Origin of the sequence: Pseudomonas sp. NPDC088368 (assembly GCF_044753445.1) — a bacterium.
In the GTDB taxonomy this organism is placed as follows: domain Bacteria; phylum Pseudomonadota; class Gammaproteobacteria; order Pseudomonadales; family Pseudomonadaceae; genus Aquipseudomonas; species Aquipseudomonas bambusae.
The window spans coordinates 432,209-456,550 of record NZ_JBIVNG010000001.1 but is presented as its reverse complement, the minus strand read 5'-3'; the positions used below and the strand labels follow the sequence as shown (position 1 = coordinate 456,550).

23 protein-coding genes are annotated in these 24,342 nt (G+C 60.7%); 13 read left to right on the top strand and 10 right to left on the bottom strand.

Annotated features, from left to right (window positions below; genetic code table 11):
- Positions 1–33 precede the first annotated feature (33 nt).
- A complete protein-coding gene (locus ACIQAL_RS02000) occupies positions 34–942 on the bottom strand; it encodes a LysR family transcriptional regulator (RefSeq protein ID WP_401141828.1) in 909 nt (302 codons plus the stop codon).
- Between the two features lie 104 nt (positions 943–1,046).
- On the opposite strand from ACIQAL_RS02000, the gene ACIQAL_RS01995 reads away from it, so the two are divergent.
- From ACIQAL_RS01995 to nhaA, 4 genes are all read left to right on the top strand, one after another.
- Positions 1,047–1,646 carry a short chain dehydrogenase gene (locus ACIQAL_RS01995; RefSeq protein WP_401141825.1) on the top strand — a complete coding sequence of 200 codons (600 nt, stop codon included), beginning with the start codon at positions 1,047–1,049 and terminating at the stop codon, positions 1,644–1,646.
- Positions 1,647–1,708: 62 nt separating this feature from the next.
- Positions 1,709–2,389, top strand: a complete 681-nt coding sequence (locus ACIQAL_RS01990) for a COG3650 family protein (RefSeq protein ID WP_166593425.1) — start codon at positions 1,709–1,711, stop codon at positions 2,387–2,389.
- 173 nt (positions 2,390–2,562) lie between these two features.
- Positions 2,563–4,176 (top strand): NAD(P)/FAD-dependent oxidoreductase, encoded by a 1,614-nt coding sequence (locus ACIQAL_RS01985; RefSeq protein WP_401141822.1) that lies wholly within the window; start codon positions 2,563–2,565, stop codon positions 4,174–4,176.
- A gap of 346 nt (positions 4,177–4,522) precedes the next feature.
- Positions 4,523–5,722 carry a Na+/H+ antiporter NhaA gene (gene nhaA, locus ACIQAL_RS01980; protein ID WP_401141819.1) on the top strand — a complete coding sequence of 400 codons (1,200 nt, stop codon included), beginning with the start codon at positions 4,523–4,525 and terminating at the stop codon, positions 5,720–5,722.
- Between the two features lie 88 nt (positions 5,723–5,810).
- Here the strand turns inward: nhaA and ACIQAL_RS01975 are convergent, their stop codons facing one another.
- The 5 genes from ACIQAL_RS01975 to dinG all read right to left on the bottom strand — a co-directional run bounded on the left by ACIQAL_RS01975 (position 5,811) and on the right by dinG (position 11,813).
- Positions 5,811–6,275, bottom strand: a complete 465-nt coding sequence (locus ACIQAL_RS01975) for a glycine zipper 2TM domain-containing protein (RefSeq protein ID WP_166593428.1) — start codon at positions 6,273–6,275, stop codon at positions 5,811–5,813.
- Positions 6,276–6,453: 178 nt separating this feature from the next.
- Positions 6,454–7,101, bottom strand: a complete 648-nt coding sequence (gene pdxH / locus ACIQAL_RS01970) for a pyridoxamine 5'-phosphate oxidase (RefSeq protein ID WP_341959532.1) — start codon at positions 7,099–7,101, stop codon at positions 6,454–6,456.
- A gap of 48 nt (positions 7,102–7,149) precedes the next feature.
- On the bottom strand, positions 7,150–8,235 hold the full coding sequence (locus tag ACIQAL_RS01965) for an OmpA family protein (protein ID WP_401141815.1): 1,086 nt from the start codon (positions 8,233–8,235) through the stop codon (positions 7,150–7,152).
- 150 nt (positions 8,236–8,385) lie between these two features.
- The gene (locus tag ACIQAL_RS01960; protein ID WP_401141812.1) at positions 8,386–9,534 is read right to left on the bottom strand and encodes a serine hydrolase domain-containing protein; all 1,149 of its coding nucleotides are present in this window, start codon (positions 9,532–9,534) and stop codon (positions 8,386–8,388) included.
- A gap of 134 nt (positions 9,535–9,668) precedes the next feature.
- Positions 9,669–11,813, bottom strand: coding sequence for an ATP-dependent DNA helicase DinG (dinG, locus tag ACIQAL_RS01955; protein ID WP_166593432.1), 2,145 nt, complete (start codon positions 11,811–11,813; stop codon positions 9,669–9,671).
- Between the two features lie 124 nt (positions 11,814–11,937).
- Between dinG and ACIQAL_RS01950 the strand changes: the two genes are divergently transcribed.
- Positions 11,938–12,402, top strand: a complete 465-nt coding sequence (locus ACIQAL_RS01950) for a CopD family protein (protein WP_401141809.1) — start codon at positions 11,938–11,940, stop codon at positions 12,400–12,402.
- A 134-nt stretch (positions 12,403–12,536) separates the two neighbouring features.
- Here the strand turns inward: ACIQAL_RS01950 and ACIQAL_RS01945 are convergent, their stop codons facing one another.
- The 3 genes from ACIQAL_RS01945 to ACIQAL_RS01935 all read right to left on the bottom strand — a co-directional run bounded on the left by ACIQAL_RS01945 (position 12,537) and on the right by ACIQAL_RS01935 (position 14,649).
- Entirely contained in the window at positions 12,537–13,310 is a 774-nt protein-coding gene (locus ACIQAL_RS01945) for a collagen-like protein (RefSeq protein WP_401141806.1), read from the bottom strand.
- The gene (locus ACIQAL_RS01940) at positions 13,303–13,578 is read right to left on the bottom strand and encodes a DUF1145 domain-containing protein (protein ID WP_341959537.1); all 276 of its coding nucleotides are present in this window, start codon (positions 13,576–13,578) and stop codon (positions 13,303–13,305) included. The genes ACIQAL_RS01945 and ACIQAL_RS01940 overlap by 8 nt, the downstream gene beginning before the upstream one ends.
- A gap of 369 nt (positions 13,579–13,947) precedes the next feature.
- Positions 13,948–14,649: an OmpA family protein gene (locus tag ACIQAL_RS01935; RefSeq protein WP_166593436.1), complete on the bottom strand. Its 702-nt coding sequence runs from the start codon at positions 14,647–14,649 to the stop codon at positions 13,948–13,950.
- A 243-nt stretch (positions 14,650–14,892) separates the two neighbouring features.
- Here ACIQAL_RS01935 and ACIQAL_RS01930 point away from each other — a divergent pair, with 243 nt between their 5' ends.
- Both ACIQAL_RS01930 and ACIQAL_RS01925 read left to right on the top strand, forming a co-directional pair.
- A complete protein-coding gene (locus ACIQAL_RS01930; RefSeq protein WP_166593437.1) occupies positions 14,893–15,390 on the top strand; it encodes a DUF6231 family protein in 498 nt (165 codons plus the stop codon).
- Between the two features lie 10 nt (positions 15,391–15,400).
- The gene (locus ACIQAL_RS01925; protein ID WP_401141803.1) at positions 15,401–15,874 is read left to right on the top strand and encodes a YchJ family protein; all 474 of its coding nucleotides are present in this window, start codon (positions 15,401–15,403) and stop codon (positions 15,872–15,874) included.
- Positions 15,875–15,928: 54 nt separating this feature from the next.
- On the opposite strand, the gene ACIQAL_RS01920 is transcribed toward ACIQAL_RS01925, so the two are convergent.
- Positions 15,929–16,537, bottom strand: coding sequence for a hypothetical protein (locus ACIQAL_RS01920; RefSeq protein WP_401141801.1), 609 nt, complete (start codon positions 16,535–16,537; stop codon positions 15,929–15,931).
- Positions 16,538–16,648: 111 nt separating this feature from the next.
- Between ACIQAL_RS01920 and ACIQAL_RS01915 the strand changes: the two genes are divergently transcribed.
- From ACIQAL_RS01915 to ACIQAL_RS01890, 6 genes are all read left to right on the top strand, one after another.
- Positions 16,649–17,134 (top strand): LEA type 2 family protein, encoded by a 486-nt coding sequence (locus tag ACIQAL_RS01915; protein ID WP_401141799.1) that lies wholly within the window; start codon positions 16,649–16,651, stop codon positions 17,132–17,134.
- 4 nt (positions 17,135–17,138) lie between these two features.
- Positions 17,139–17,345, top strand: a complete 207-nt coding sequence (locus ACIQAL_RS01910; protein WP_166593441.1) for an SEC-C metal-binding domain-containing protein — start codon at positions 17,139–17,141, stop codon at positions 17,343–17,345.
- A 247-nt stretch (positions 17,346–17,592) separates the two neighbouring features.
- Positions 17,593–20,076 carry a penicillin acylase family protein gene (locus ACIQAL_RS01905; protein WP_401141796.1) on the top strand — a complete coding sequence of 828 codons (2,484 nt, stop codon included), beginning with the start codon at positions 17,593–17,595 and terminating at the stop codon, positions 20,074–20,076.
- A gap of 313 nt (positions 20,077–20,389) precedes the next feature.
- A complete protein-coding gene (locus ACIQAL_RS01900; RefSeq protein WP_401141793.1) occupies positions 20,390–21,427 on the top strand; it encodes a ligase-associated DNA damage response exonuclease in 1,038 nt (345 codons plus the stop codon).
- Positions 21,424–23,139: an ATP-dependent DNA ligase gene (locus ACIQAL_RS01895; protein WP_401141791.1), complete on the top strand. Its 1,716-nt coding sequence runs from the start codon at positions 21,424–21,426 to the stop codon at positions 23,137–23,139. The genes ACIQAL_RS01900 and ACIQAL_RS01895 overlap by 4 nt, the downstream gene beginning before the upstream one ends.
- A gap of 381 nt (positions 23,140–23,520) precedes the next feature.
- Positions 23,521–24,303, top strand: coding sequence for a transporter substrate-binding domain-containing protein (locus ACIQAL_RS01890; protein WP_166593445.1), 783 nt, complete (start codon positions 23,521–23,523; stop codon positions 24,301–24,303).
- The last annotated feature ends 39 nt before the right edge of the window (positions 24,304–24,342 follow it).

The following is a 24,342-nucleotide window of genomic DNA, read 5'->3' as shown; positions in this document are numbered from 1 at the left end:
ATGGCCCTTCTCGGGGCCATTTTTGTACCGGCTTCAAAGCTTCTCCAACGCCGCCGTACTGCGCTCGAACCATTCCGTCAAATACTCCGCCATCACCTGAATCCGCCTCGGCAAGTGCCCTTCGAACGGGTGCACCAGGTACAGCGACGACACCGGCGTCTGATAATCGCGCAACAGCCACTCCAACCGCCCGTCATGCAATTCATCGTGAACCATGTACGACGGCAGGCGCGCAATCCCGGCCCCCACCAACGCCGCTCTCTTCAGCAGCCCGTAGTGATTACTGGCAAAGGTCCCACGCACGTTCACCCGGCTCAATTCATGGTTCTGGTGATACACCCACGTCTCGCGACCGGCGTAGTGGCTGTTCAACAGACAGCGATGCACCCGCAGCGCTTCGGGGGATTGCGGTTTGCCGTGCTGTTCAAGGTACGCAGGGCTGGCGCAGGTGAGTTCTTGCAGCGACAACAGCGGCTTGGCCACCAGCCGCTCGTCGATGCCGACACTGGAGCGAATCCCCAGATCGAACCCGTCCCGGCGCATGTCGCGGAACTGATTGTTGAGGTCCAGTTCGACCTGCACGTCAGGGTATTTCGCGCTGAACTCGGTCAGCAGCCCCTCGAAAAACGTTTCGCCCAACGAGACCGGTACGGTCAGCCGCACCGTGCCCACCAGGCTTTCGCTGAGGTACGCCATCGCGTCACGCACCCGATCCCGCTGGGCCAACAACGCCCGCGCCTCGGGTAACAGAATCGCCCCCGCCGAGGTCAGCGTCAGGCTGCGGGTGGTGCGATGCAACAGCGTCACGCCGAAGCTCTTTTCCAGCTTGCTGATGCGCTTGGACAGCTGGCTGGTGCTGGTGTCCAGCCATTGGGCCGCCAGGGTGAAGCTGTTGGCTTCGACCAGCAGGGCAAACGCCGCCAGATCGTCCATTTCGCTCATGATTGTTTCCTTTCTGACAAACCGGGAATGCCGTTTAGCCCATTTATCTGTGGGAAAAGGCAGCTCACACTGAGCGCCTGATCCATTAACGGAAGGACTGCACTGTGAAAATTCTACTGATTGGCGCTGGCGGAACCATTGGCTCGGCCATTGAGAAAGAACTGGCGCCACGCCACGACATCGTTCGCATCGGCCGAAACAGCGGTGACGAGCACGTCGATATTAGTGACAGCGCGTCGATCCGCAAACTGTTCGAACGGGTAGGTCCTTTCGACGCATTGATCTGCGCGGCCGGGAACGTCACCTTCGCACCACTGGCCGACATGACCGAAGACTCGTTCGCACTGGGCCTGCGCGACAAGCTGATGGGGCAAGTCAATCTCCTGCTGATCGGCCGCGAATTCGCCAATGACGGCGCCTCATTCACCTTCACCACCGGCATCACCAGCCACGACCCGATCCGCACCGGCGCCTCGGCCAGCCTGGTGAACGGCGCCATCGACGCGTTCGTCTGCGCTGCGGCCATCGAGATGCCACGAGGCATGCGGGTCAACTCGGTGAGTCCGAACGTGCTGGTCGAGGCCATGGGCGCCTACGCACCCTACTTCCGGGGTTTCAAACCGGTGTCGGGTGCGGACGTCGCGCTGGCCTACGCCAAAAGCGTCGAAGGCCTGCAAACCGGCCAGACCTACCACGTCGGCTAATCCCCTCTTGTGATGCGCGAGCAGCCTGAGTAACGTGGCGGCACTTGTCTGGAGACCGCCCCATGTTCGCTGCTCGTTCCGTCCTGATGTTCGCCCTCCTGCCTGTTTTTGCGGGCTGTCAGTTGCTGCCCTCGCACACCGAGCCAGCCTCGGTTTCCAAGGCCGGCATGATCCGTATGCAAGGCACTCTCAGCGGCGATAACGGCAAACTGTTTTTCGAACCCTGCAACGAACAACGTCGCTATGCCGTCACTGACAAAGGCAACACCGGCGTGCTGCAGGAAGCCGCCTCCGTGGTGGACAAAAGCGGCAAGGCGTTCGCTGATGTGCGCGGCAACTTCGTCGCGAGTCGGGCGCAGGGCAGTGACGGACAGGCCGATGTCTACCAGCTCTATCGCGTCGAGCGCCCGAACGGCGCCTGCGAAGACGCCAACTTCAAACGCCTGACCATTCATGCCAGCGGCAACGGCCCGAAATGGAACCTCAACGCCAGCGGCAAGGGTCTGGTGCTCGAACGTGAAGGCATGGAGCCATTTGCCGTGCCGTATCTGGAAGAGCAACTGCCAGAGGGCCGCTTCAATCTGGTGACCGATGCCAACGACCAGCATGTCGAACTGTACGTCGCCCCGCAGCGCTGTGTTGACCCGGCCAACGGCTCGGTGCAGCACCTGACGGCAGAGTTGCGGGTCAATGGGCAGGTACGCCGTGGGTGTGCGTATTTCGGGGCCATGCGCAACGACTGACGCGCCAGCGATACCCTGTAGTCGCACGGGTTGTCGGCGGTGGCGTCTTCCGAATCGCTGCCGTCGGGAAGCCGTGCGGCCACCGGCCACCGCTCCCCGTCCAATCTGGCTTATAATCGCCGGTTCTTGTAGCGCTGCCGGGCCGATCCTGCGGCCCGAAACCGGACCTTTCAATGTTACGAATCACCGAACTCAAACTGCCGCTGGACCACGCGGACGAAGCGCTGCGCCCCGCGCTCCTGCAACGCCTGGGCATCGACAGTGCCGAGCTGCTGAATTTCACCCTGTTCAAGCGCAGCTACGACGCGCGCAAGAAATCCAGCGAACTGCAATTCATCTACACCATCGACTTCGAAGTCCGTGACGAGGCCGCGCTGCTCAAGCGCTTGAGCCACGACAAACACGTCACCCCGGCCCCGGACGTCAGCTACAAAGTCGTTGGCCATGCCCCGGCTGATCTGGCCGAGCGGCCCTTGGTGGTCGGTTTCGGCCCGTGCGGCATTTTCGCCGGGCTACTGCTGGCCCAGATGGGCTTCAAGCCGATCATCCTTGAACGCGGCAAGGAAGTGCGTCAGCGCACCAAGGACACGTGGGGCCTGTGGCGCAAGAACGTGCTCAACCCTGAATCGAACGTGCAGTTCGGTGAAGGCGGCGCAGGCACGTTCTCGGACGGCAAGCTCTACAGCCAGATCAAGGACCCGAAATTCCACGGCCGCAAGGTGCTGCATGAGTTTGTGAAAGCGGGCGCGCCGGAAGAAATTCTGTACGTCAGCAAACCCCACATCGGCACCTTCCGCCTGACCGGCGTCGTGGAAAACATGCGCCAGCAGATCATCGCGCTGGGCGGCGAAGTGCGCTTCGAACAGAAGGTCACCGACCTGCTGATCGACGACGGCCAGTTGCAGGGCGTCATGCTGGGCAACGGCGAGCGCATCGACTCGAAACACGTGATCCTCGCGCTGGGTCACAGCGCCCGTGACACCTTCCGCATGCTGCACGGCCGTGGCGTGTACATGGAAGCCAAGCCGTTCTCGGTGGGTTTCCGCATCGAACACCCACAGGGCCTGATCGACCGCGCGCGACTGGGCAAATACGCCGGTCATCCGAAGCTCGGCGCCGCCGATTACAAACTGGTGCACCACGCGAAGAACGGCCGTTCGGTCTACAGCTTCTGCATGTGCCCGGGTGGCACCGTGGTGGCCGCGACGTCTGAGCCAAACCGCGTCGTCACCAACGGCATGAGCCAGTATTCGCGCAACGAGCGCAACGCCAACTCGGGCATCGTGGTCGGCATCACCCCGGACGAAGATTATCCGGGCAGCCCACTGGCCGGTATCGAGCTGCAAGAGCGGCTGGAATCCCACGCCTACATCATGGGCGGCGAAAACTACGAAGCCCCTGCGCAACTGGTCGGTGATTTCATCGCGGGCAAGGCCTCGACTCAACTGGGCGAAGTGGAGCCTTCCTATAAGCCCGGCGTGAAACTGACTGATTTGGCAGACGCCCTGCCCGCCTTTGCCATCGAAGCCATCCGTGAAGCGCTGCCCGCGTTCGACAAGCAGATCAAAGGCTTCTCGCAGCACGACGCAATACTGACAGGCATCGAAACCCGCACCTCATCTCCGCTGCGGATCACCCGTGGCGCGGACATGCAAAGCCTCAACGTAAAAGGCCTGTTCCCTGCCGGTGAAGGCGCGGGTTACGCCGGTGGGATCATGTCGGCAGGTGTCGACGGGATTCGGATTGCCGAGGCGTTAGCCAAGAGCGTGTTGGGGATTGTTGATTAACCGATAGCGCCCTGTTCCCTGAGGACGCGGTATCACCTGTAGGAGCGAATTCATTCGCGAAAAAGTCAGTGCAGAGATGCACTCTCTGCACTGACACATCGCGAATGAATTCGCTCCTACAGCATCGTACGCGTCAGACAAATTCAAAGTCTTCCTTCAAAATCAGAAAATTCGTACACCCCACACCGCACTAGCCTTGCAGCCTTTTGTAACGAAAATTACAGATGCGTTGTATACAGGTTTCACATCGATTTTTAATAACAAAATCGAATATAACTTTTGTTTTCAGACATAAGAACACAGGGTACGGTGTCGCTTCTTTTGCGCATGTCCATGGAGAGTGACCTTGCCCGTCCGCAATACATTCAAACGTTTCTTCCAGCTGGAAGCGGCTGGCGGTCTGTTGTTGATCGCTGCGGCTGCCTTCGCCCTGATCATCAATAACTCGCCACTGTCCTGGCTCTACAACGGCTTTCTGGACGTGCCCGTCGTCGCACAGATCGGCGCCTTGAAGATCGCCAAACCCTCACTGCTGTGGATCAACGACGGCCTCATGGCGCTGTTCTTTCTGTTGATCGGGCTGGAGGTCAAGCGCGAAGTCATTCAGGGACACCTTTCTCGTCCCTCGCAGATCGTTCTGCCCGGAGCTGCGGCGATTGGCGGCATGGTTGTGCCCGCGCTGTTCTACTGGGCGCTCAATCAGGACAATCCCGCAGCGCTGGGTGGGTGGGCGATCCCCATGGCCACCGACATTGCCTTCGCCCTTGGCGTACTGGCACTCCTCGGCAAACGTGTTCCGGTGTCGCTCAAGCTGTTCCTGATGACCCTCGCGATCATCGATGACCTGGGCGCAATCATCGTCATCGCGCTGTTCTATTCGGGTGAATTGTCCACGCTGTCCCTGACCTTGGCGGCAGCCTCCATTGCGTCGTTGATCGCGATGAACCGGCTGGGTGTGGCGAAGCTCGCGCCGTATTTGCTGGTCGGATTGGTGCTGTGGGTCTGCGTGCTCAAGAGCGGCGTACACGCGACGCTGGCGGGGGTGATCCTGGCGTTCTGCATTCCGTTGAAGACCCCGAAAGACGTGCCGTCTCCCCTGCAGCAGCTGGAACACACGCTGCATCCATGGGTGGCTTACGGCATTCTGCCGTTGTTCGCGTTCGCCAATGCGGGGGTGTCGTTGAACGGCGTGACTCTTGAGAGCTTCACCCATCACGTGCCCTTGGGCATCGCGCTGGGTCTGTTGCTGGGCAAGACGCTCGGGGTGTTTGGCTTGACGTGGCTGGCCATCAAGACGGGCATGGCCGCCTTGCCCACCGGCGCAAACTGGGGTCAGGTATTGGGAGTGTCGATTCTGTGTGGAATTGGCTTCACCATGAGCCTGTTCGTCGGCTCACTGGCGTTCGTGCCAGGGCAAAGCGAGTTCGCCGGAATGGACCGCATGGGAATCCTCACCGGCTCAATACTCGCCGCGATCATCGGCTATAGCGTAATGGCCTTGGCCAGTCGAAACGTGTCAGCCGTCGACACCCAGGCCACGGCCTGAACGAAAAACGCCCCGACAATGCGGGGCGTTTATTTTGTTAACGGGTGTTACATGAGCCCGTTTTCAGCCTTTCAGCAGGGAAATTGCCTCAATGGGCAACCCGGCTGGTGCCGTTGACGGTCATGATACGAACACGCTCACCGACCCGGAAAATCTCGTTTTCCTGAACCTGCTGAACATAAGCGCGCATGGTGCCGTCATCTTCACGCACAGTGATTTCAACGCCTTGGGCACGGGTCAGGCCTTCTTCCGTCATCGAACCGAGCAGACCACCTGCCACAGCACCGATCACCGCTGTAACGATGCTGCCGCGACCGCCGCCAATGGCGCTGCCGCCTACACCGCCCACGATTGCACCTGCGCCAGCGCCGATTGGGGTCTTGGTCCCTTCGATCTTCACAGGACGCAGGGATTCGACGGTGCCCAAACGCACGGTCTGAACCTGGCGAGCTTCATCGCGCGAATACGAGTCGCCGGTCAGGCTCGAAGTACAGCCGCCCAGCGTCAGCGCCATGGCGGTGAACGAAGCAACCAACAGAACAGACTTACGCATAACATTTGCCTCCAGGGGAACAGGTAGCCATTAGACTCCCCGGCACCGAGCGGTGTCACGGGCCTGTTCCGGTAATTTACGTTTATTCAGGCGCTATACAGATTGTCGCCACGTCTATGAGTATGGACGACGGCCCGTTGGATAGATTCAAAGAGTTGCGACCCGCGCCGCCAAACCGTCAGGGCGCCAGACGCTCACGCGTCCACTGCCCATCGACCAGACGGTAATTCAGGCGATCATGCAAACGGCTCGGGCGACCTTGCCAGAATTCGATGCGATCCGGCACCAGTCGATAGCCTCCCCAGTGATCAGGACACTCCGGTTGCGTGTCGCTGAAGCGCGCTTCGGTGGCTTTTAGCAAACCTTCCAGCGCTTCACGATCTGCAATCACCTGGCTTTGCGGCGACGCCCATGCACCCAGGCGACTGCCCAGCGGGCGGACCTGGAAATAAGCGTCGGATTCTTCGTGGGAGACCTTGGCAACGCGACCTTCGATCCGCACCTGGCGCTCCAGGGTCGGCCAGAAGAAGGTCATGGCAGCGAAAGGCCGGGCTTCCAGCTGCTGACCTTTCGCGCTTTGGTAATTAGTGAAGAAGGTGAACCCTTGGGCATCCAGCCCTTTGAGCAACAGGATTCGGCAGTGAGGGCGACCGTCTGCGTCGACAGTCGCCAGTGTCATGGCATTGGCTTCGACAGGCGCTTGCTCGGTCTTCACCGCTTCGTCGAACCATTGACGGAACAACAAAAAGGGTTCTGCCGGCGCCTGCGATTCGGTCAGACCCTCGCGAGCGTAGTTACGACGCATATCAGCCAGATGCTGGCTCATCACTGCCTTCCTTAATCGGTATCCAGAAACGGGACACCGATATTACCCTCAGTTGGCACTCGCTTGGGCGTCCGCAGCCGGTTTCTTGACCGCTGCTTTCGCCGGTGCAGGCTTTGCCTTGGCAGGGGCTGCTTTTTTCACCGGGGCTTTTTTCGCGGCAGGCGCTTTGGCAGCGGTCGCCTTCTTCGCAGGCGTTGCGGATTTAGCTGGCGCGGCGGCCGCTGGAGCAGGCGCTACGGCAGGCTTGGCTTGTTGCTGCACGGCCACGAGCGTCGGGGATGGCGGCAGGTTGTACTTGGCCATCAGCGCGACCATGGTGTCCTGCGGCGTCATGATGATTTCAACACGGCGGTTCAGAGCCCGACCCGCAGCGCTGTCATCCGCTGCACGAGGCATTACCGCTCCCATGCCGCGCAGGTTCAGACGATTACGCTCAAGACCGCTCAAGCGGAAGATCGCCGCGACCGACTGGGCGCGCTGCTGGCTGATTTTCAGGTTGGTGTCGCTGGCAACATCGCTGTGCCCCAACACCAGAATCGCGGTTTTCTGATCGCCTTCGACGACCTTGGCCATGCGAGTGATCGGGCCAAGGTTGATCGGCAGCAGCATTTCCGGACGATCCGGATTGAAGGTACTGTCCACGGGCGCAGTCACGACCAGCACGTCTTCACGGCGCTCGAACTGGAATTTGCTGTCCTTGATCGCTTCGCGGACTTTTGGCTCGTACTGGTCGAGCCAGGCCTGGGTGACTTTCGGGTCAACCTTGGGAATGGCAGGCGCTGCGTCTTTCTTCGCTTCGCTGGTGCCGAACGGCCACCACCACTTGCCACCATCGTCAGCTTTCGCAACGTCCGGCTTGGCGGCAGGCTGAGTGGCTGCCAGTGCAGGCTGCTTGTCGGTCTTGCCGTGGTCGGAGCCGAACGGCCAGTACCAATGCGAGCCACTCTCGGCTTCGGTTTTGGCCACTTCAGCGACCGCGGGGCTGGGTGCTGGCTTAACAGGTGCGGCGTCTGAGCCTTTGCTGGAGCCGAACGACCACCAATGATCGTTGCTGGCCGATGAATCCTGAGGGGTTTGTGCGCAGCCGGTTACGGCGAGGCACAAGGCAAATGCGAGACTTTTATTGGCAGACATGGTGACTCACACAAATAATTGATCAGAAAATGAACGAAGCAGCGCCCATATAACACGCATAAACGCCGATTTGGAAAAGGAAACCGCTCTACGGTTCCGATATGAGCGGTTTAACTGACAGTCGGTAGAACAAGCACTTATCGCCGATAGTTATTGCAAACACTCACCAAGCGTCCGAACCAGACCTTGTGCGCGCGGATCCATCAGCACATATGGGCCCAAGGTGTTGGTGACGAAGCCAAAGGCGACGTCACGCTCCGGATCGGCGAACCCTACCGACCCTCCCGCCCCCGGATGACCGAAGGATTTCCCGCCCAGCCCGAACGTGGCATTGGGCACGGTTTGCTGATCGAGCATGCACCCCAGACCAAAGCGTGTCTGGGTAAGCAGGGTCTTGTCCTGACCGATGCTGTGCTCACGGGTCAGCTCGTTGATCAGATCGGCTTCGAGCAAACTGCCGTCTAGCAGCGCGCTGTAAAAACCGGCCAGACTGCGGGCGTTACCGTGGCCGTTGGCAGCCGGTTGTTGCATGCGCCGCCACTCGGGTTTGTTAGTGCTGGTCATGACCGACGGCGGATTGGTGAAAGCTCGGGCGGTCATTGACGTGGGTTCGCGCATCGTCGTCTGAACCAGACGCTGAGCAGCCTCGTCACCCATGTTGCCCTTGCCCCGCGCGATATGTGCGACGCGATGGAATTCCTCGTCCGGCAGGCCCACATGGAAATCCAGGCCCAGCGGTCGCGTGATGCGCGCAGCGATGGCCTCACCCGGCCCGCGTCCATCGGCGCGACGAATCACCTCGCCCACCAGCCAGCCATAAGTGATCGCGGCATAGCCATGGCCTTGTCCCGGCGTCCACCAAGGCTCCTCGGCCGCCAACGCCTCAGTCATGGCCTGCCAGTCGTACAATGCTTCGGCCGGCAGCAGGTTGCGAATGGCTGGAAGCCCCGCCTGATGGCAGAGCAATTGGCGCAAGGTGATCGACTGCTTGCCCGCCGCCGCAAACTCGGGCCACAGGCGCGACACCGGTTCATCCAGATTCAGCTTGCCTTCACCCACCATCTGCAGGGCAGTGACAGCGGTAAACGTCTTGGTGCAGGAGAACAGGTTGGCAATCGTGTCGGTGTGCCAGGCCTGCGCGCCGTCCTTGTCTGCCGTGCCCGACCACAGATCGAGAACGGTCTCTCCGCCAATCTGCACGCAGAGTGCCGCGCCGCGCTCCTGAGGATCGTCGAACAGCGCCGCAAACGCGTCGCGCACGGCTTCGAATTGAAGCTCGAAATGACCTTGAATCTGCACGTTGTCACGCTCCGGCTCGGCTGCACAAAAAGGCGTGCATTGTTCCAGCGATTGGTGGATTTGGGAACCGCGCTGCACCGTCAGACGCACAGCACGGGCTGTAGGGGCTGAGGCAGGCGACACCTTTCAGACCCTTAGGAAATTTCCCGTCGAAACGGCGGCAGCGCGTTGAGGATGGCTTTGCCGTAACGCTGGGTCACGACGCGCCGGTCCAGCAGCGTGATGATGCCGCGGTCTTTCTCGGTGCGCAGCAGCCGCCCGCAGGCCTGAATCAAACGCAACGAGGCATCGGGCACGGCGATTTCCATGAACGGATTGCCACCCCGCGCTTCGATCCATTCCGCCAGAGCCGCTTCGACCGGATCGTCGGGCACCGCGAAGGGAATCTTGGCGATGACCACGTGTTCGCAGTAGGCACCGGGCAGGTCGACACCCTCGGCGAAACTGGCGAGGCCGAACAGCACGCTCTCATCGCCCCCATCGACCCGCGCCTTGTGCTTGTTGAGGGTCTCTTGCTTGGACAGGTTGCCCTGAATGAACACCCGCTTGCGCCAGTCGCGTTCCAGGCCGTCGAAGACTTCCTGCATCTGCTTGCGCGATGAGAACAGCACCAGCGTGCCTTTGGAGCCTTCGACCAGATCCGGCAACTCGCGAATGATCGCAGCCGTGTGTTCCGCAGCGTTGCGCGGGTCCGCCTTGAGGTCCGGGACCCGCAAGACACCGGCATCAGCGTGATGAAACGGGCTTGGCACCACGGCCGTGACTGCATCTTTGGGCAGACCGGCGCGCATGCGGTAGCGGTCGAACTTGCCCAAGGCGGTCAGCGTCGCGGACGTCACCAGCGCGCCGTAAGCGACATTCCACAGGTTGCGACGGAGCATTTCCGCCGCCAGGATCGGGCTGGCATTGACTTCGATGTCGAACAGCGAACCGCTGTCGGCCAACGTCAGCCAACGGGCCATGGGCGGGCTGTTTTCCGGGTCTTCGGCGGTGAACGCGGTCCACAGCTCCCAGTTACCGTGAGCCCGCGCCAACAGGCTGCCGAACAACGGGTACCATTCTTCTGCCTGGTGGCTGGCGATACCGATGTTGACCTCGCCGTCCATGCCTTCCTTGAGGAGTTCAGTGAGGCGGGTGAACAGGTCGTCGAGCCGCGCAAAACCCTTCTTCAGCTCGATGCCCATCTCGCGCATGTGCTCGGGCACCACGCCACCGACGAAACGATGACGCGGGCGCTCACGGCCTTCCATGTCTTCGCCGGCTTTGAAATCGGCCAGTTGCTCACACGCCGTGAACATGAACTGCTGGTGGGTCTTGATCTCGCGGGCCAGTTCCGGCACCTGCTCGATGAGCTTGCCCAGATCGCCGGGCAGCGGGTGCTGAGCGAGCAATTTGGTGAGGTTTTTGGCGGTCTGTTCAAGCCAGTCGGCGGTGGAACGCAAACGGCTGAAATGGGCGAAATGGCCGATCGCCTTGTCCGGCAGGTGATGGCCTTCGTCGAACACGTAGAGGGTGTCGCGAGGATCGGGCAGCACGGCACCGCCACCCAACGCCAGATCGGCCAGCACCATGTCGTGGTTGGTCACGATCACGTCGACTTTTCCCATGCCTTCACGGGCTTTATAGAAGGCGCACTGCTGAAAGTTCGGGCAGTGCCGGTTGGTGCATTGGCTGTGATCGGTGGTCAGTCGCGCCCAGTCCTGATCCGCGAGCTCCTGAGGCCAGCTGTCGCGATCGCCGTCCCACTTATTGCCCGCAAGCTTTTCGATCATGGTGGTGAAGAGCTTTTGACTGGCCTCGTCGACCTCGATCTTGAAGCCTTCTTCCTCGAACAATTGTGCCGTGGCGCTTTGTGCGTTGCCTTCCTGCAACAACACGTCGAGCTTGGACAGGCACATGTAGCGCCCTCGCCCCTTGGCCAGCGAGAAGGTGAAGTTCAGGCCACTGTTGCGCATCAGGTCGGGCAGGTCCTTGTGGACAATCTGCTCCTGCAGCGCGACGGTTGCAGTCGCAATGACCAGCCGTTTGCCCGCTGCCTTGGCCGTGGGAATCGCGGCGATGGCGTACGCCACCGTCTTGCCCGTACCCGTGCCGGCCTCTACCGCAACCACCGCGGGGTCACCCGTGCGGCGCCCCTCTTCATCGGTGTCGATGTCCCCCAGCACCTTGGCAACCTCGGCAATCATCAAACGCTGGCCGTAGCGAGGCTTGAGGCTTTTGGCTTCGAGGAAACGCGAATAGGCGCCCTGAATCTGGGATTTGAGTTCGGTACTGATCATGGGCTGGGTCGTTGGCTCGGCATCGCAGGGTAACAAGTGAAAAAACCGCTGGATAAATTATCAGTGGTTGCAGAGGGCGGCTATCATACCGCGCTAAATCCTTCTGCGCAGATCGGAGTTGTCGATGTCACCTGTAGCCTTTGTCTACGTACTGCACGTATTTTCTGCCGTCCTGTGGGTAGGCGGGATGTTTTTTGCCTGGATGATTCTGCGACCAGCGGTAATCGCCGCCCTGGAAGGCCCGGCTCGCCTGAAGCTGTGGGTGCAGGTGTTTCCACGTTTCTTCGTCTGGGTGTGGTGCGCGGTGATTATGCTGCCAGTCACCGGGATCGGCCTGATCAACCTCAACTTCAGCGGCTTTCAGACCGCGCCTCGCTACGTGCAAGTCATGATCGGGCTGTATGTGGTGATGGTGGCGTTGTTTCTGCGCATCTCGACGCTGAACCTGCCGAACCTGCGCAAAGCCGTCGCGGCGGAGCAATGGGCCGACGGTGCCGCTGCGTTGGGTGGAATTCGGCGGTTGGTGGGGATCAACCTGATCGTGGGGATTGCCGTGATTGCCATTGCGGCGGCACGGCCCGGGTTTTGACTGTCCCGGTAGCCTGCAGACGAACGGTGTGGGAGCTCATTCATTCGCAAATCGAGTTTGCTGGCGGTACATCCCGGTCGGATGTACCGCCCTCTCGCGAATCAATCGCTCCCACAGTGAATTGCGGGGTGGCGTTACAACTTGCGAACGCTGACCGAGCCCGCAGGCCCGGTGGCCCCAGTCTGACCTTTCTCGCCGTTCTTGCCCGACTTGGCGCCATCGGCACGGTAAACCACGCAACCCTTGGAGGCGCCGCCCTTGCCACCGCGACCGCCTTCGCCGCCTGCGCCACCGGCACCGCCTTGCACGTTCACCTTCACGCGGTCATCCGGAAATGCCTGAGGCAGCTCCAGTCGCACCAAAGCGCCCGGTGCGCCGTCACGGCCATTGCCGCCGTTGTCGCCGTCATAACCCCGGCTCGCCGATCCCCACGTGCAACCAGGGTCCTGGCCATTGCCACCGTCGAGACCGACATACCCCGGAGAGCCTGCACCACCGCGCGCATCAATCGACAAGACGTCAGCACTCAGTTGCTCAATGCGCACGTTCAGGTTGCGACCCGGCAGCGGCGATTTCTGGAAGGTCCCCGGTGCACCACGGGCGGTGATTTGAGCGCCAGAGCCCAGGTTGCCCTGTTTGACGTCCAGCTTGAACGGTTCCGCGCTTGGCACGATGGCGATGCGCGACTCATGCCCCATCACCAACTGACCGACCTGCACTTCGACCAGGCCTGCCGGAATCAGCAAGGTGCCGTAATCGGCCACGTCCAGACGGTCCAGCTTCAACACACTGGCGTTGCTGGGCAGGCGCATCAGCGAATGCGGCTCCACTGTGAGGGCCTGGGCCATCACCAGAGAACTGCTCAGGGCCGACAGCAGGCTCGCCGTCATCAGTAACGCGTTACGCATGGTGAACCTCTGCCTGGCGGCGACCGAAGGATTGCAGGTGGAAAATACCGAAAATCAGAATCTGCAAGCGGTCGGACCACGGATGCAGACGCCCCCGCAGGCTGCCGTTGAAGAGAAACAGTTCCATCACATGCGTCAGCAGCAAGAGGCTGCCCGCCAGCTTGAGCAACATACCGAAAGGAACCGGCAAAACGGCGGCCTGACTGACCAGCACCACCGCCCAGAACCCCAACGTCAAGACTTTACCCAACCCCCAAACCACCTTCATGACACGCCCCTGCTGTATTTTTATTGCTGTGCCGAAAAAGCTTTGCGCACAGTACGGCGACGGGAGCGACTATGCCAGAGGATGTTGCCAAATGCCGCAGGTTTGATAGGTCATCAAGGGATCTTCATCCGAGAATAGATCTGGCGTTCGATGCAGATTTCCTGTGGGAGCGAATTCATTTGCGAAAGGGGGTTTAGACGATAGAGATGCGGCGGTCATGCGCGCCCTTCGCGAATGAATTCGCTCCCACAGTCAGGGCCGTGTGCGTGCCTCGAAAGCGCTGTCTTTTCCGGGACGCATCAACCTATCAATCCCAAAAAAGAAAACCCCGGCACAAAGGCCGGGGTTTTCTTACTAACACCTAGTCAATCAACGATTGATTTTGATCTCAACACGACGGTTCAACGCGCGGCCTTCAGCCGTTTTGTTGTCCGCTACCGGACGGGCTTCGCCATCGCCTTCAACCGACACGAACGAACTGCGCGCGATACCCGAGCTGATCAGATAATCCGTGACCGAATGCGCACGTTTTTCCGACAGCTTCTGGTTGTAGGCGTCGCTGCCCACGCTGTCCGTGTGACCACTCACGTGCAGCTGCACGTTCGGTGCCTCGGTTTTCAGCTTGGTCGCTACCATGTCCAGCTGTTGCTTGTCGCCTGGGGTCAGGGTTGCTTTGTTGAACTCGAAATGCACATCACGGATCGTGATCACTTCTTCCTTAGGCAGCACGACCGGGGCAGCCGCTGGCTCAGGCGCCGGGGTCACGATCGGGCAACCCGTCGCATCCACAGGCGTACCTTTCGGCGTGTTCGGGCACTTGTCGACGCTGTTCAGCACGCCATCGCCGTCATCATCGCCGTCGCCGTGAGCGTAGCAATACGCGCCGGCCATCACGCCCACCGCCGCGCCGAAGCCCGCCGCCACCGAAGCGGACTGGAAGGCGCCGATCGCGGCACCACTCAGCGCGCCACCGGCAGCACACAGAGGCCAGTCGGTCTTTTGCAAGCCGGCACAGCCCGTCAATACACTGGTAACCAAAATCAGAGGTAACGCTGTCCGAATCATGCTCATACAGTTCTTCTCCTTTGGTATCGGCTAAAACCGACTGAAATGCAGTAAAGACGTCGCTGGGGCCATTTGCCACCCTAAAACCGGGGGTTTCTTGGATTTCAGCGCACTCTGTGGCTTGTTCTTTTACAAATAGCCTTTTGCCTTCACTCCGTACGCTTTGTCATGGCGACGGAGAAAAAAGTTCAGGCACTAGGCCATAAAGATTCGGCGCGCTAACCTTGCTGGCTTGATCGAGGTATTCAGATGACCGACAGTTTCTCCACCCGCACGCCCCAGCAAGCGCTCGCCGCCCTGCTCGACCGCTATGCACCCAAGCGTTTGTTGCTGATTGGCGCGACGACTTTTCCTGCGCTGCAAGCGTTTCAGGATGCCCATCCGGACACCGAACTGACGCACGCCGCGCCAGGCGCATTGCCCTCTGAAGTCGCCCGTCAGCGTTTTGATCTGGCGCTGGCCGTCGATTGCCTCGAACACCTCCCCAAACGCGCGGGTCTGGAATTGCTCGGTGGCATTCGTAACCTCAATGCCAGCCGCATCGCCGTGCTGGCGGACATGACGGCCTGCGGATGGCAAACGACGGATTTCTATTCGCTGGCCTTGCAAGCGAGTGAACGCTTCGCCCGGGACGAGCAGGTGCTGACGCTGTTCACCTACGATCTGCGCGAATACAAACAGGTGCCGGACTGGCTGAACGCGAAGTTCTGGGCCAACCCGGAAAACTTTGGCAAATATTGGTGGTGAGACCTGCATCATGAGCAGTGCAATTTGTCCCTGTGGCAGCGGCAACCTTCTGGATGGCTGCTGCGGTCGCTATCACGCGGGGCTGCCCGCGCCGTGCGCCGAGGCGTTGATGCGCTCGCGGTACAGCGCCTACGTGTTAGGTCTGGTGAATTACCTGCTGGACACGACGTTGCCGGTGCAGAAAAACAGCCTGGACCGGGACTCGATTCAGCAGTGGAGCGCGCAAAGCACGTGGTTGGGGCTTGAGGTGGAAAGCGCCGAGTTACTGGGCGGCACACCCGAGCACGCGTTCGTCACCTTCACCGCACGCTGGCATGACGCGGCAGGCGAACACAGCCATCGCGAGCGCTCGGCGTTCGTGCAGAACAATGGCCGCTGGTACTTCATCGACCCGACCGTGCAACTCAAGGCCGGTCGCAACGACGCCTGCCCGTGCGGGAGCGAGCAGAAGTTCAAGAAGTGCTGCTCGGCCTACATGGCCTGAAACGCGCGGTCTTCTGTAGCCGTCCGGATTGCCAGGCTGCTACAGGGTTTGAACTCACGCGAGCTTCAGGTGAGAGATATCCGGCACGATCACATGCTCAACGTGCTTCGCCTGCCCCATGTCACTCCCCGCAGGCGCGAGGCTCAGCCCGGACAAATCCAGCCGAGGCGCAACTGGCGCCGCTTTCGGGTCCTGCACGTTGCGCCCCAGCTCCGACAGTCCGAAGTCCGGCGCTTCGACATCAACGAATGCCGCCATGTAGACATCCCGAGGTGCAAGCTTCGAGGTCTTGCCAGACGTGGCTTCAGGGCCGGAGGACGCACGTGGGCCCCGGCGGGTCCAGGTGGGCTCATCCGGGGGCGGCGCCAGCTCGACTTCTTCCACTTCCATCGGTTGAGGCTGCGGCTCACGCTCGGGCTCGGCCTGAACCTGCCCCGCCATTTCCACGACCTCAGCCAGCGCCCCTGCCCGTTCCAGCGTGGAACGGTATTTTTCGGCACTGGCCTGGTCGAGATTATTCTTCAGCACCAGACGCCGACCGGAGAACAGCAGTGCGATGCGCTGGGCATCGGCCTGAAACAATTTGGCCAGGTTGGCTTTGACCCGGTCCAGTTGTGCACCCGGTACCAATTGGCCGGAAAAAACGATTTCGTACAGCTTCATGGGTCAATACTCCTTCGACACATGGCGTGAGTATGGCGCAGGCTTTGTGGAACAGCGAGTTGCCCTGAAATGGCCACTTGCTAGACTGCAAGCCGAACAGGGAGTGAACCCATGGTGTTTCAGGCAAGCGTATTCAGAATCTTCGCCCTTTTCGTGGCGCTGACGATGTCGGGCTGCTCGACGTTTTCCAGCAGCGATGTCAGAGACCCAGACGTCAAACTGCTCAAGGTGGACGTGGTCAAGGCCAGGTTACTCAAGCAAGACATGAAACTGCGCTTTCGCATCGATAACCCCAACGACTCCGATCTGTGGGTACGAGGGCTGCGATATAAGGTCATTCTTAACGACATCCTGATTGCGGACGGCGAATACAGCGACTGGTTCATCGTCAAGGCCAACGGCCACAAGAACTTCTCGGTGCCGATCCGCACCAACCTGTGGGAACACCTCAAGGATGTCACCCGGATGCTCGGCAAGCCCAGGCAGCCTATTCATTACCGGCTGGAAGGCAAGCTCAAGACCGGATTTTTATTCGGAGACAGCGTGCGTATTGGTCGCGATGGCGACATAATTCCCGGCGATTTGATTCCGGAGTAGCCCCATGAGCAACCAACCCCACGTGCACGGCCCTGATTGCGACCACGATCACGACCACCACGACCACCATCATGACCACGGTCACGTGCACGGCCCGCACTGCAACCACGAGCCTCAAGAGCCTGTGCGCAACGCGCTGAAGGACGTGGGCCGCAACGACCCGTGCCCGTGCGGCAGCGACAAGAAATTCAAGAAATGCCACGGCGCCTGATGAGCGACAGGCGTTGATCCTGTGGGAGCGAATTCATTCGCGACAGGCCGGTACTGACGACACCCCCGCATCGCCTGATTGATTTTTCGTCGGGGTGCCGCCCAGAATGAATTCGTTCCCACAGTGTTTCCAATACTGCCATCCCCCGAAAAATCCTGAAATAAACTCCCTGCCCCCGCTTGCGTGGCGCCTGCCTGCTCTCTAACGTAGCGCGTTTCCAAACGCCTACCCCCGCAGGAGCTACAACATGGCCTCGCCCGCCCATTCATCCCTGAAGTCGCGACTCGGCACAGCCGCTGCCATGTTGGGGCTGTTGAGCCTTGCAGGCTGCCAACTGGGCGGCGAAGACCGTGACAACCTGCCGCCCACCAGCGGCGTCTATGCCCTGAAGGGCTTGGCGCAAAACGTGTCCGTGCGGCGCAATAACTTGGGCATGCCGCTGATCGAAAGCAGCACATTCCACGATGCGTTGTTCACCCTCGGTTATGTTCATGCCAGCGACCGCATCTCACAAATGGTGCAAATGCGCCTGTTGGCTCAAGGCCGCCTGTCGGAAATTGCAGGGCCCGGCGCGCTGGACCTGGACCGCATGATGCGCGCTGCCAACCTCAAGCAAACGGCGGGCGATCTGTACAATGCCTCGTCGCCGCGCTTGAAACGCTTCTTCGAGGTGTATGCACGCGGCGTCAACGCTTACCTGTTCCGATACCGCGACAAGCTGCCGTCCGACCTCGCGGATGCGGGCTACAAGCCGGAATACTGGAAACCCGAAGATTCGGCGCTGATCTTCAGCCTGCTCAATTTCAGTCTGTCGGTGAACCTGCAGGAAGAAATCTCTTCGCTGGTATTGGCGCAAAAGGTCGGCGCGGACAAGCTCGCCTGGCTGCTGCCGACGTATCCGGACGAGGAGCTGCCGTTCGCTGAAGCTGACAAGCTCAAGGGCTTGAACCTCGGCAGCCAGATGCCGGGCCTGAGCGATCTGGACAAGGCCGCGTTGCAACTATCCGACCTCAACCTGCTGGGCGTTTCAGCGTCCAACAACTGGGTGATCTCGCCGCAACGCGCCCGTGCAGGCAGGAGCCTGTTGGCCACCGACAGCCAACTGCCGGCCACGCTGCCGTCGATGTGGAATTTCGTGCAGATTCGCGCACCGAAATATCAGGCAGCGGGCGCGACGGTCGCGGGTCTGCCGCTGGTTCTCTCGGGCTTCAACGGCAAGTTGGCGTGGGGCATGGGCCCGGCCATGGGCGACAATCAGGACCTGTTCCTCGAAAAGCTCAAGCGTGAAGGCAATCGCCTGATGGTCATGGCCGACGGCAAATGGGTCGCGGCGGGCGCTCACGAAGAAACCTATTTCATCAAGGGCCAGAGCCCGGTTCGTGAAGCCGCTTACGAGACCCGTCACGGCGCGCTGCTCAACGGCAGCTCGGCGCAAGTGGCCAACGGCCTGGGCATCGCCTTGCAGACCCCGACAGCCAAGGATGACAAATCCCTCGATGCGCTGTTCGACCTGACCCGCGCACAGAACGTCGAACGTGCCTTCGACACGACGCGGGAAATTCGTGCGATCACGCTGAACATGGTCTTTGCCGACGCCACCAACACCGGCTGGCAAGTCACGGGACGATACCCAAACCGCCGCGAAGGCCTGGGCCTGATTCCGTCGCCGGGCTGGGAAGGTCGTTACGACTGGGACGGTTACGCCGACGCGATGCTGCACCCGTACGATCAAGATTCGCAGCAAGGCTGGATCGGCACCGCTAACCAACGCACGGTGCCGAAGGGTTACGGCATGCAGCTGTCCAACTCTTGGGATTACCCTGAGCGGGCCGAGCGCATCGCCGAACTGGCGAACAGTGGCAAGCAGGACACCCGCAGCACCATCGCCATGCAGTACGACCAGACCACGACCTTCGCGGCCAAGCTGAAAAAGATGTTCGAAGCGCCGGGCATGTCCAAACCGCTGAAGCAGGCCATTGACGCCCTCCCGCCAGCTGACCGCGACAAGGCGCGGGAAGCGTTGAGCCGCCTGATGGCGTTCGACGGTCGCCTGTCGCCGGTGTCGAGCGATGCGGCGATTTACGAGCTGTTCCTGCAAGAAAGCACGAAGCAGACTTTCCTCGACGAACTCGGCCCGGAAAGCAGCCCGGCGTGGAAAGCGCTGGTGCAAAGCGCCGACCTTTCCTACTCACCACAGGCCGATCACCTGCTGGGGCGTGAGGACAGTCCGTACTGGGACGACGTCAAAACGCCGCAGAAAGAAGACAAGCCCGCCATCCTGGCGCGCAGTCTCGCCGCCGCGATCAGCGCAGGGGAAAGCCAGTTGGGTGGCGATCACAAAGCCTGGCAATGGGGCAAGTTGCACCAGTACGCCTGGACTTCGCAAAGTGCGCAGTTGACCGCAGCGTTGGGCGGCAGCAAGGCCAGCGTGATCAAGGGTCCGATGGTAGCGGGCGGCGACCACACCACATTGAACGCGTCGGGCTTCCATTGGGGTCAGGACTTCAACGCAGCGGTCATTCCGGCCATGCGCATGATCGTCGACTTCGCCCAGCAAGAGCCGCTGATGGCGCAAAACGCCGCAGGCCAATCCGGCAACCCGTCTAGCCCTTACTTCGCCAACGGCATCGACCCGTGGGTGAAAGGTGTGTACATGTCGATTCCGATGCAGCCTGAGAACCTGGAGAAGGTGTACGGCAAACAGCGCTTGACCCTGACGCCGGGCAAATAAGGCCTCCCTCTCACAGTAATGGTCGGTTGCGCTCGCATGATCGGGCACGCGGCCATACCTGTGGGAGCGAATTCATTCGCGAAGGCGGCGGTATATCCAAAACATCTCTATCGCCTGAACCTATTCGCGAATGAATTCGCTCCCACAGAGGTGTTGCGGCGCGTCTGAATCCTGCGAACGACACAATCCCGCCTCCCCCATGGATCAACGGTGCGCCTATGATTTGGCGACAACCCCACTGCTTCAGAAAACAAACCGAACTTCCCCCAATCCCCACCGCTCTACCTGACAAGCCCCCCATCCGGTCAAATCCATGGACCTTGTCATTGCCCGCCCCGAAGGCCTTTATTGCCCGCCGGGGGATTTCTACATCGATCCCTGGCGCCCGGTCGAACGCTCCGTCATCACCCATGGCCACGGCGATCACGCCCACACCGGCAACCAGCACTACCTGGCCGCCGCCCCCGGCGAAGGCATTCTGCGTTCGCGACTGGGTCAGGACATCAACCTGCAGACCCTGCAATACGGCGAATCCATCACCCACCACGGCGTGAAACTGAGCCTGCACCCCGCCGGACATGTGCTGGGTTCAGCTCAGGTCAGGCTGGAATACAAAGGCGAAATCTGGGTCGCATCGGGGGATTACAAAGTCGAACCCGATGGCACCTGCGAACCGTTTGAGCCGGTCCGCTGCCACACCTTCATCACTGAATCCACCTTCGGCCTGCCGATCTATCGCTGGCAGCCGCAATCGGAAATCTTCACCGGCATCAACGACTGGTGGCGCGCCAATGCCGCCGTCGGCAAGGCCAGCGTGCTGTTCGCCTACTCCTTCGGCAAAGCCCAGCGAATCCTCCACGGCATCGACCCCAGCATCGGCCCGATTCTGGTCCACGGCGCTGTTGAGCCGTTGAACCGGGTGTACCGCGCAGCCGGTGTACGAATTCCTGAAACGCAATACGCGGGCGACTTCAAAAAAACCGATCCCGCCCTGCGCCAAGCCCTGATCGTCGCGCCGCCTTCGGCCGGTGGCAGCACGTGGATGCGTCGGTTCGGCGACTTTAGCGACGCCTTTGCCAGCGGCTGGATGATGCTGCGCGGCACCCGTCGTCGGCGCGGCGTGGACCGGGGGTTCGCCCTCTCCGACCACGCCGACTGGCCCGGCCTGCTGTGGGCCATCGAGAACACCGGCGCCGAACGGGTGATGGTCACCCACGGCTCGGTGGCGGTGCTGGTGCGCTACCTGCGCGAACTGGGACTCGACGCCCAGGGCTTCACCACCGAATACGGCGACGAGGAAGACGATGCCCCCGCCAAGCCGGAAACCGCGCCAGAAGAGGCGGCCTCATGAAGGCCTTCGCCGAACTCTACGGTCTGCTGGACGCCACCACCTCCAGCAACGCCAAACTCGCGGCCATGCAGCATTATTTCGCCCATGCCGCCCCGGAAGACGCGGCGTGGGCGGTGTACTTTCTGTCCGGCGGTCGGCCTCGGCAACTGGTCCCGACACGCCTGTTGCGGGAACAGGCAATGCTGCTCTCTGGCCTGCCCGAATGGCTGTTCGAAGAAAGCTATCAGGCGGTGGGCGATCTGGCGGAAACCCTTTCGCTCTTGCTGCCGCAAGCCGAACACAGCTCCGACGAAGGCCTCGCCCTGTGGATGGAAAACAAGCTCCTGCCCCTGCGCGGCCTGCCCCCTGAAGAACTGCTGGAACGGCTGCCGACGTTTTGGGCGCAGCTGGATCGTCAGAGCCTGATGGTCTGTTTGAAGCTGATCACCGGCAGCTTTCGCGTGGGCGTGTCGAAACTGCTGGTCACGCGCGCCCTCGCCGCACTGGCCGACATCGACAGCAAGCGTGTGGCGCAACGGCTGGTGGGCTATACCGATCTGTCCCATCGCCCGAGCGCAGAAGGCTATCTGAAGCTGATCGCCGCAGAGTCTGAAGATGAACACGCTCAGCGCGGCGGCCAGCCGTACCCGTTCTTCCTCGCTCATGCGTTGCAGCAGCCGGTGGACCAATTCGAAACCCTGCTTGGCCCCGTCGAACGCTGGCAGGTGGAATGGAAGTGGGACGGGATTCGGGCACAGGTGGTCAAGCGCGAGGGGCGGCTGTGGATCTGGTCCCGAGGCGAAGAGCTGGTCACTGATCGCTTTCCAGAATTGCACAGCCTTGCGCAATGTCTGCCCGATGGCACGGTCATCGATGGCGAGATCGTCGTGTGGAAAGCGCCTACACCGTCCCCGGAAGCGGATGACGACTTTGAGCTGAACACACCTGCCCCGGGCACGCCCAATGAAGAGACGCCTTCGGTCCAGCCTTTCGCGCTCCTGCAACAGCGCATCGGTCGCAAGACCCTCGGCAAGAAAATCCTTGAAGACGTTCCGGTGGTGGTGCTGGCCTATGACCTGCTGGAGTGGCAGGGCCACGATTGGCGCAGCCGCCCGCAACATGAACGGCGTACGCAATTGGAACAGGTGATCGCCGAGGCGCGCAGCCCGGTGCTGATGCCGTCTCCAGTGCTCAGCGGCAAGGACTGGCTCGATCTGGGCCAACAGCGCGAGGCGTCACGCAGTCTCGGTGTCGAGGGCATGATGCTCAAGGCCCGGGATTCCTTGTACGGCACCGGCCGAACCAAGGACATGGGCGTCTGGTGGAAGTGGAAGATCGACCCATTCAGCGTCGACGCCGTGCTGATCTACGCCCAACGCGGCCATGGCCGGCGCGCCAGTCTGTACAGCGATTACACCTTCGCGGTGTGGGACGGGCCGCCGGAATCCAGCGAGCGCACGCTGGTGCCGTTCGCCAAGGCCTATTCCGGGCTGACTGACGAAGAGATGCGCAAAGTCGATGCAATCATTCGCAAGACCACGGTGGAGAAGTTCGGCCCGGTAAGAAGTGTTACCCCGACCCTCGTTTTTGAACTGGGGTTCGAGGGCATTGCGCTGTCGAAACGTCACAAGAGCGGGATTGCGGTACGGTTCCCCCGCATGCTGCGCTGGCGACTGGACAAGCCCGTGGCCGAGGCTGACAGCCTGGCGACGCTTCAGGATTTGCTCGCCTGAGCACCAACATGGTGCGTGCCGCCCTCCAGGCATGCCCTTTCTAGCAGCACGGATTGCCAGCGTTGATCTATCCGGGATCGCTACCGACAGCGGACGGACTGCTACGAATCTAAGCAGCCTCGTCGGCGGTGGCAGCTGCGCCGTGGAAAACAGGAATTTTTACCGCGCCCTTTTCGATCGTTTCGGCTACTCTCCCCCTGCCTCCGGCGCCCTGAAAAAAGACAAGAGATGGCTCAAAGTCATCATTGCGACAACTCCGTACATTTAAAACGCACGTTCGTCTCTTTGGTTCGGAAATTGCTATCTTTTTGCGGTCTGGCACCTGCCGGTAGCAAGCCTTCGCGTGTTCCCAACGCTCAATTTGGTTTTAAGGACTGAACGATGAAAAAAGCATGGCTGACCCTTTCCGCACTCGCCATCTGTCTGGCCGCTGGCAACGCAATGGCCAAGGAATACAAGGAGCTGCGTTTCGGCGTCGATCCTTCGTACGCGCCCTTCGAATCGAAAGCCGCTGACGGCAGCCTGGTAGGCTTCGACATCGATCTGGGTAACGCGATCTGTGCTGAACTGAAGGTCAAGTGCAAATGGGTCGAGAGCGATTTCGACGGCATGATTCCTGGCCTGAAAGCCAACAAGTTCGACGGCGTGATCTCCTCCATGACCGTGACCACCGCGCGCGAGAAAGTCATCGACTTCTCCAGCGAACTGTTCTCCGGCCCGACTTCGCTGGTTTACAAAAAGGGTTCCGGCATCTCGGCTGACACCGCTTCGCTGAAAGGCAAGACCGTCGGTTACGAGCAAGGCACCATTCAAGAAGCCTACGCCAAGGCCGTTCTGGACAAGGCTGGCGTGAAAACCCAGGCCTACGCCAACCAGGACCAGGTTTACGCTGACCTGGTATCGGGTCGTCTGGACGCTTCCGTACAAGACATGCTGCAAGCCGAACTGGGCTTCCTGAAGTCGCCACAAGGTGCTGATTACGAAGTCAGCAAGCCAATCGACGATCCACTGCTGCCAGCCAAAACGGCCGTCGGCATCTCGAAAGGTAACAAAGACCTGAAAGCGCTTTTGGATAAAGGTATCAAAGCGTTACACGACGACGGCAAGTATGCCGAGATCCAGAAAAAGCACTTCGGTGATCTGAATCTGTACAGCGGTAAATAAGTAAACTAACGCCCATCGACTTCAGAGGTCATCCGAATC

Excerpts from the sequence above, each read along its gene's own strand:
- ACIQAL_RS01985 (WP_401141822.1), top strand. The coding sequence starts at position 2,563 with ATGTTACGAATCACCGAACTCAAACTGCCGCTGGACCACGCGGACGAA.
- ACIQAL_RS02000 (WP_401141828.1), bottom strand. The coding sequence starts at position 942 with ATGAGCGAAATGGACGATCTGGCGGCGTTTGCCCTGCTGGTCGAAGCC.
- ACIQAL_RS01890 (WP_166593445.1), top strand. The coding sequence starts at position 23,521 with ATGAAAAAAGCATGGCTGACCCTTTCCGCACTCGCCATCTGTCTGGCC.
- ACIQAL_RS01950 (WP_401141809.1), top strand. The coding sequence starts at position 11,938 with ATGTCACCTGTAGCCTTTGTCTACGTACTGCACGTATTTTCTGCCGTC.
- dinG (WP_166593432.1), bottom strand. The coding sequence starts at position 11,813 with ATGATCAGTACCGAACTCAAATCCCAGATTCAGGGCGCCTATTCGCGT.
- ACIQAL_RS01940 (WP_341959537.1), bottom strand. The coding sequence starts at position 13,578 with ATGAAGGTGGTTTGGGGGTTGGGTAAAGTCTTGACGTTGGGGTTCTGG.
- ACIQAL_RS01930 (WP_166593437.1), top strand. The coding sequence starts at position 14,893 with ATGACCGACAGTTTCTCCACCCGCACGCCCCAGCAAGCGCTCGCCGCC.
- ACIQAL_RS01910 (WP_166593441.1), top strand. The coding sequence starts at position 17,139 with ATGAGCAACCAACCCCACGTGCACGGCCCTGATTGCGACCACGATCAC.
- ACIQAL_RS01920 (WP_401141801.1), bottom strand. The coding sequence starts at position 16,537 with ATGAAGCTGTACGAAATCGTTTTTTCCGGCCAATTGGTACCGGGTGCA.
- pdxH (WP_341959532.1), bottom strand. The coding sequence starts at position 7,101 with ATGAGCCAGCATCTGGCTGATATGCGTCGTAACTACGCTCGCGAGGGT.
- ACIQAL_RS01965 (WP_401141815.1), bottom strand. The coding sequence starts at position 8,235 with ATGTCTGCCAATAAAAGTCTCGCATTTGCCTTGTGCCTCGCCGTAACC.
- ACIQAL_RS01975 (WP_166593428.1), bottom strand. The coding sequence starts at position 6,275 with ATGCGTAAGTCTGTTCTGTTGGTTGCTTCGTTCACCGCCATGGCGCTG.
- ACIQAL_RS01915 (WP_401141799.1), top strand. The coding sequence starts at position 16,649 with ATGGTGTTTCAGGCAAGCGTATTCAGAATCTTCGCCCTTTTCGTGGCG.
- ACIQAL_RS01925 (WP_401141803.1), top strand. The coding sequence starts at position 15,401 with ATGAGCAGTGCAATTTGTCCCTGTGGCAGCGGCAACCTTCTGGATGGC.
- ACIQAL_RS01905 (WP_401141796.1), top strand. The coding sequence starts at position 17,593 with ATGGCCTCGCCCGCCCATTCATCCCTGAAGTCGCGACTCGGCACAGCC.
- ACIQAL_RS01990 (WP_166593425.1), top strand. The coding sequence starts at position 1,709 with ATGTTCGCTGCTCGTTCCGTCCTGATGTTCGCCCTCCTGCCTGTTTTT.
- ACIQAL_RS01900 (WP_401141793.1), top strand. The coding sequence starts at position 20,390 with ATGGACCTTGTCATTGCCCGCCCCGAAGGCCTTTATTGCCCGCCGGGG.
- ACIQAL_RS01945 (WP_401141806.1), bottom strand. The coding sequence starts at position 13,310 with ATGCGTAACGCGTTACTGATGACGGCGAGCCTGCTGTCGGCCCTGAGC.
- ACIQAL_RS01895 (WP_401141791.1), top strand. The coding sequence starts at position 21,424 with ATGAAGGCCTTCGCCGAACTCTACGGTCTGCTGGACGCCACCACCTCC.
- ACIQAL_RS01935 (WP_166593436.1), bottom strand. The coding sequence starts at position 14,649 with ATGAGCATGATTCGGACAGCGTTACCTCTGATTTTGGTTACCAGTGTA.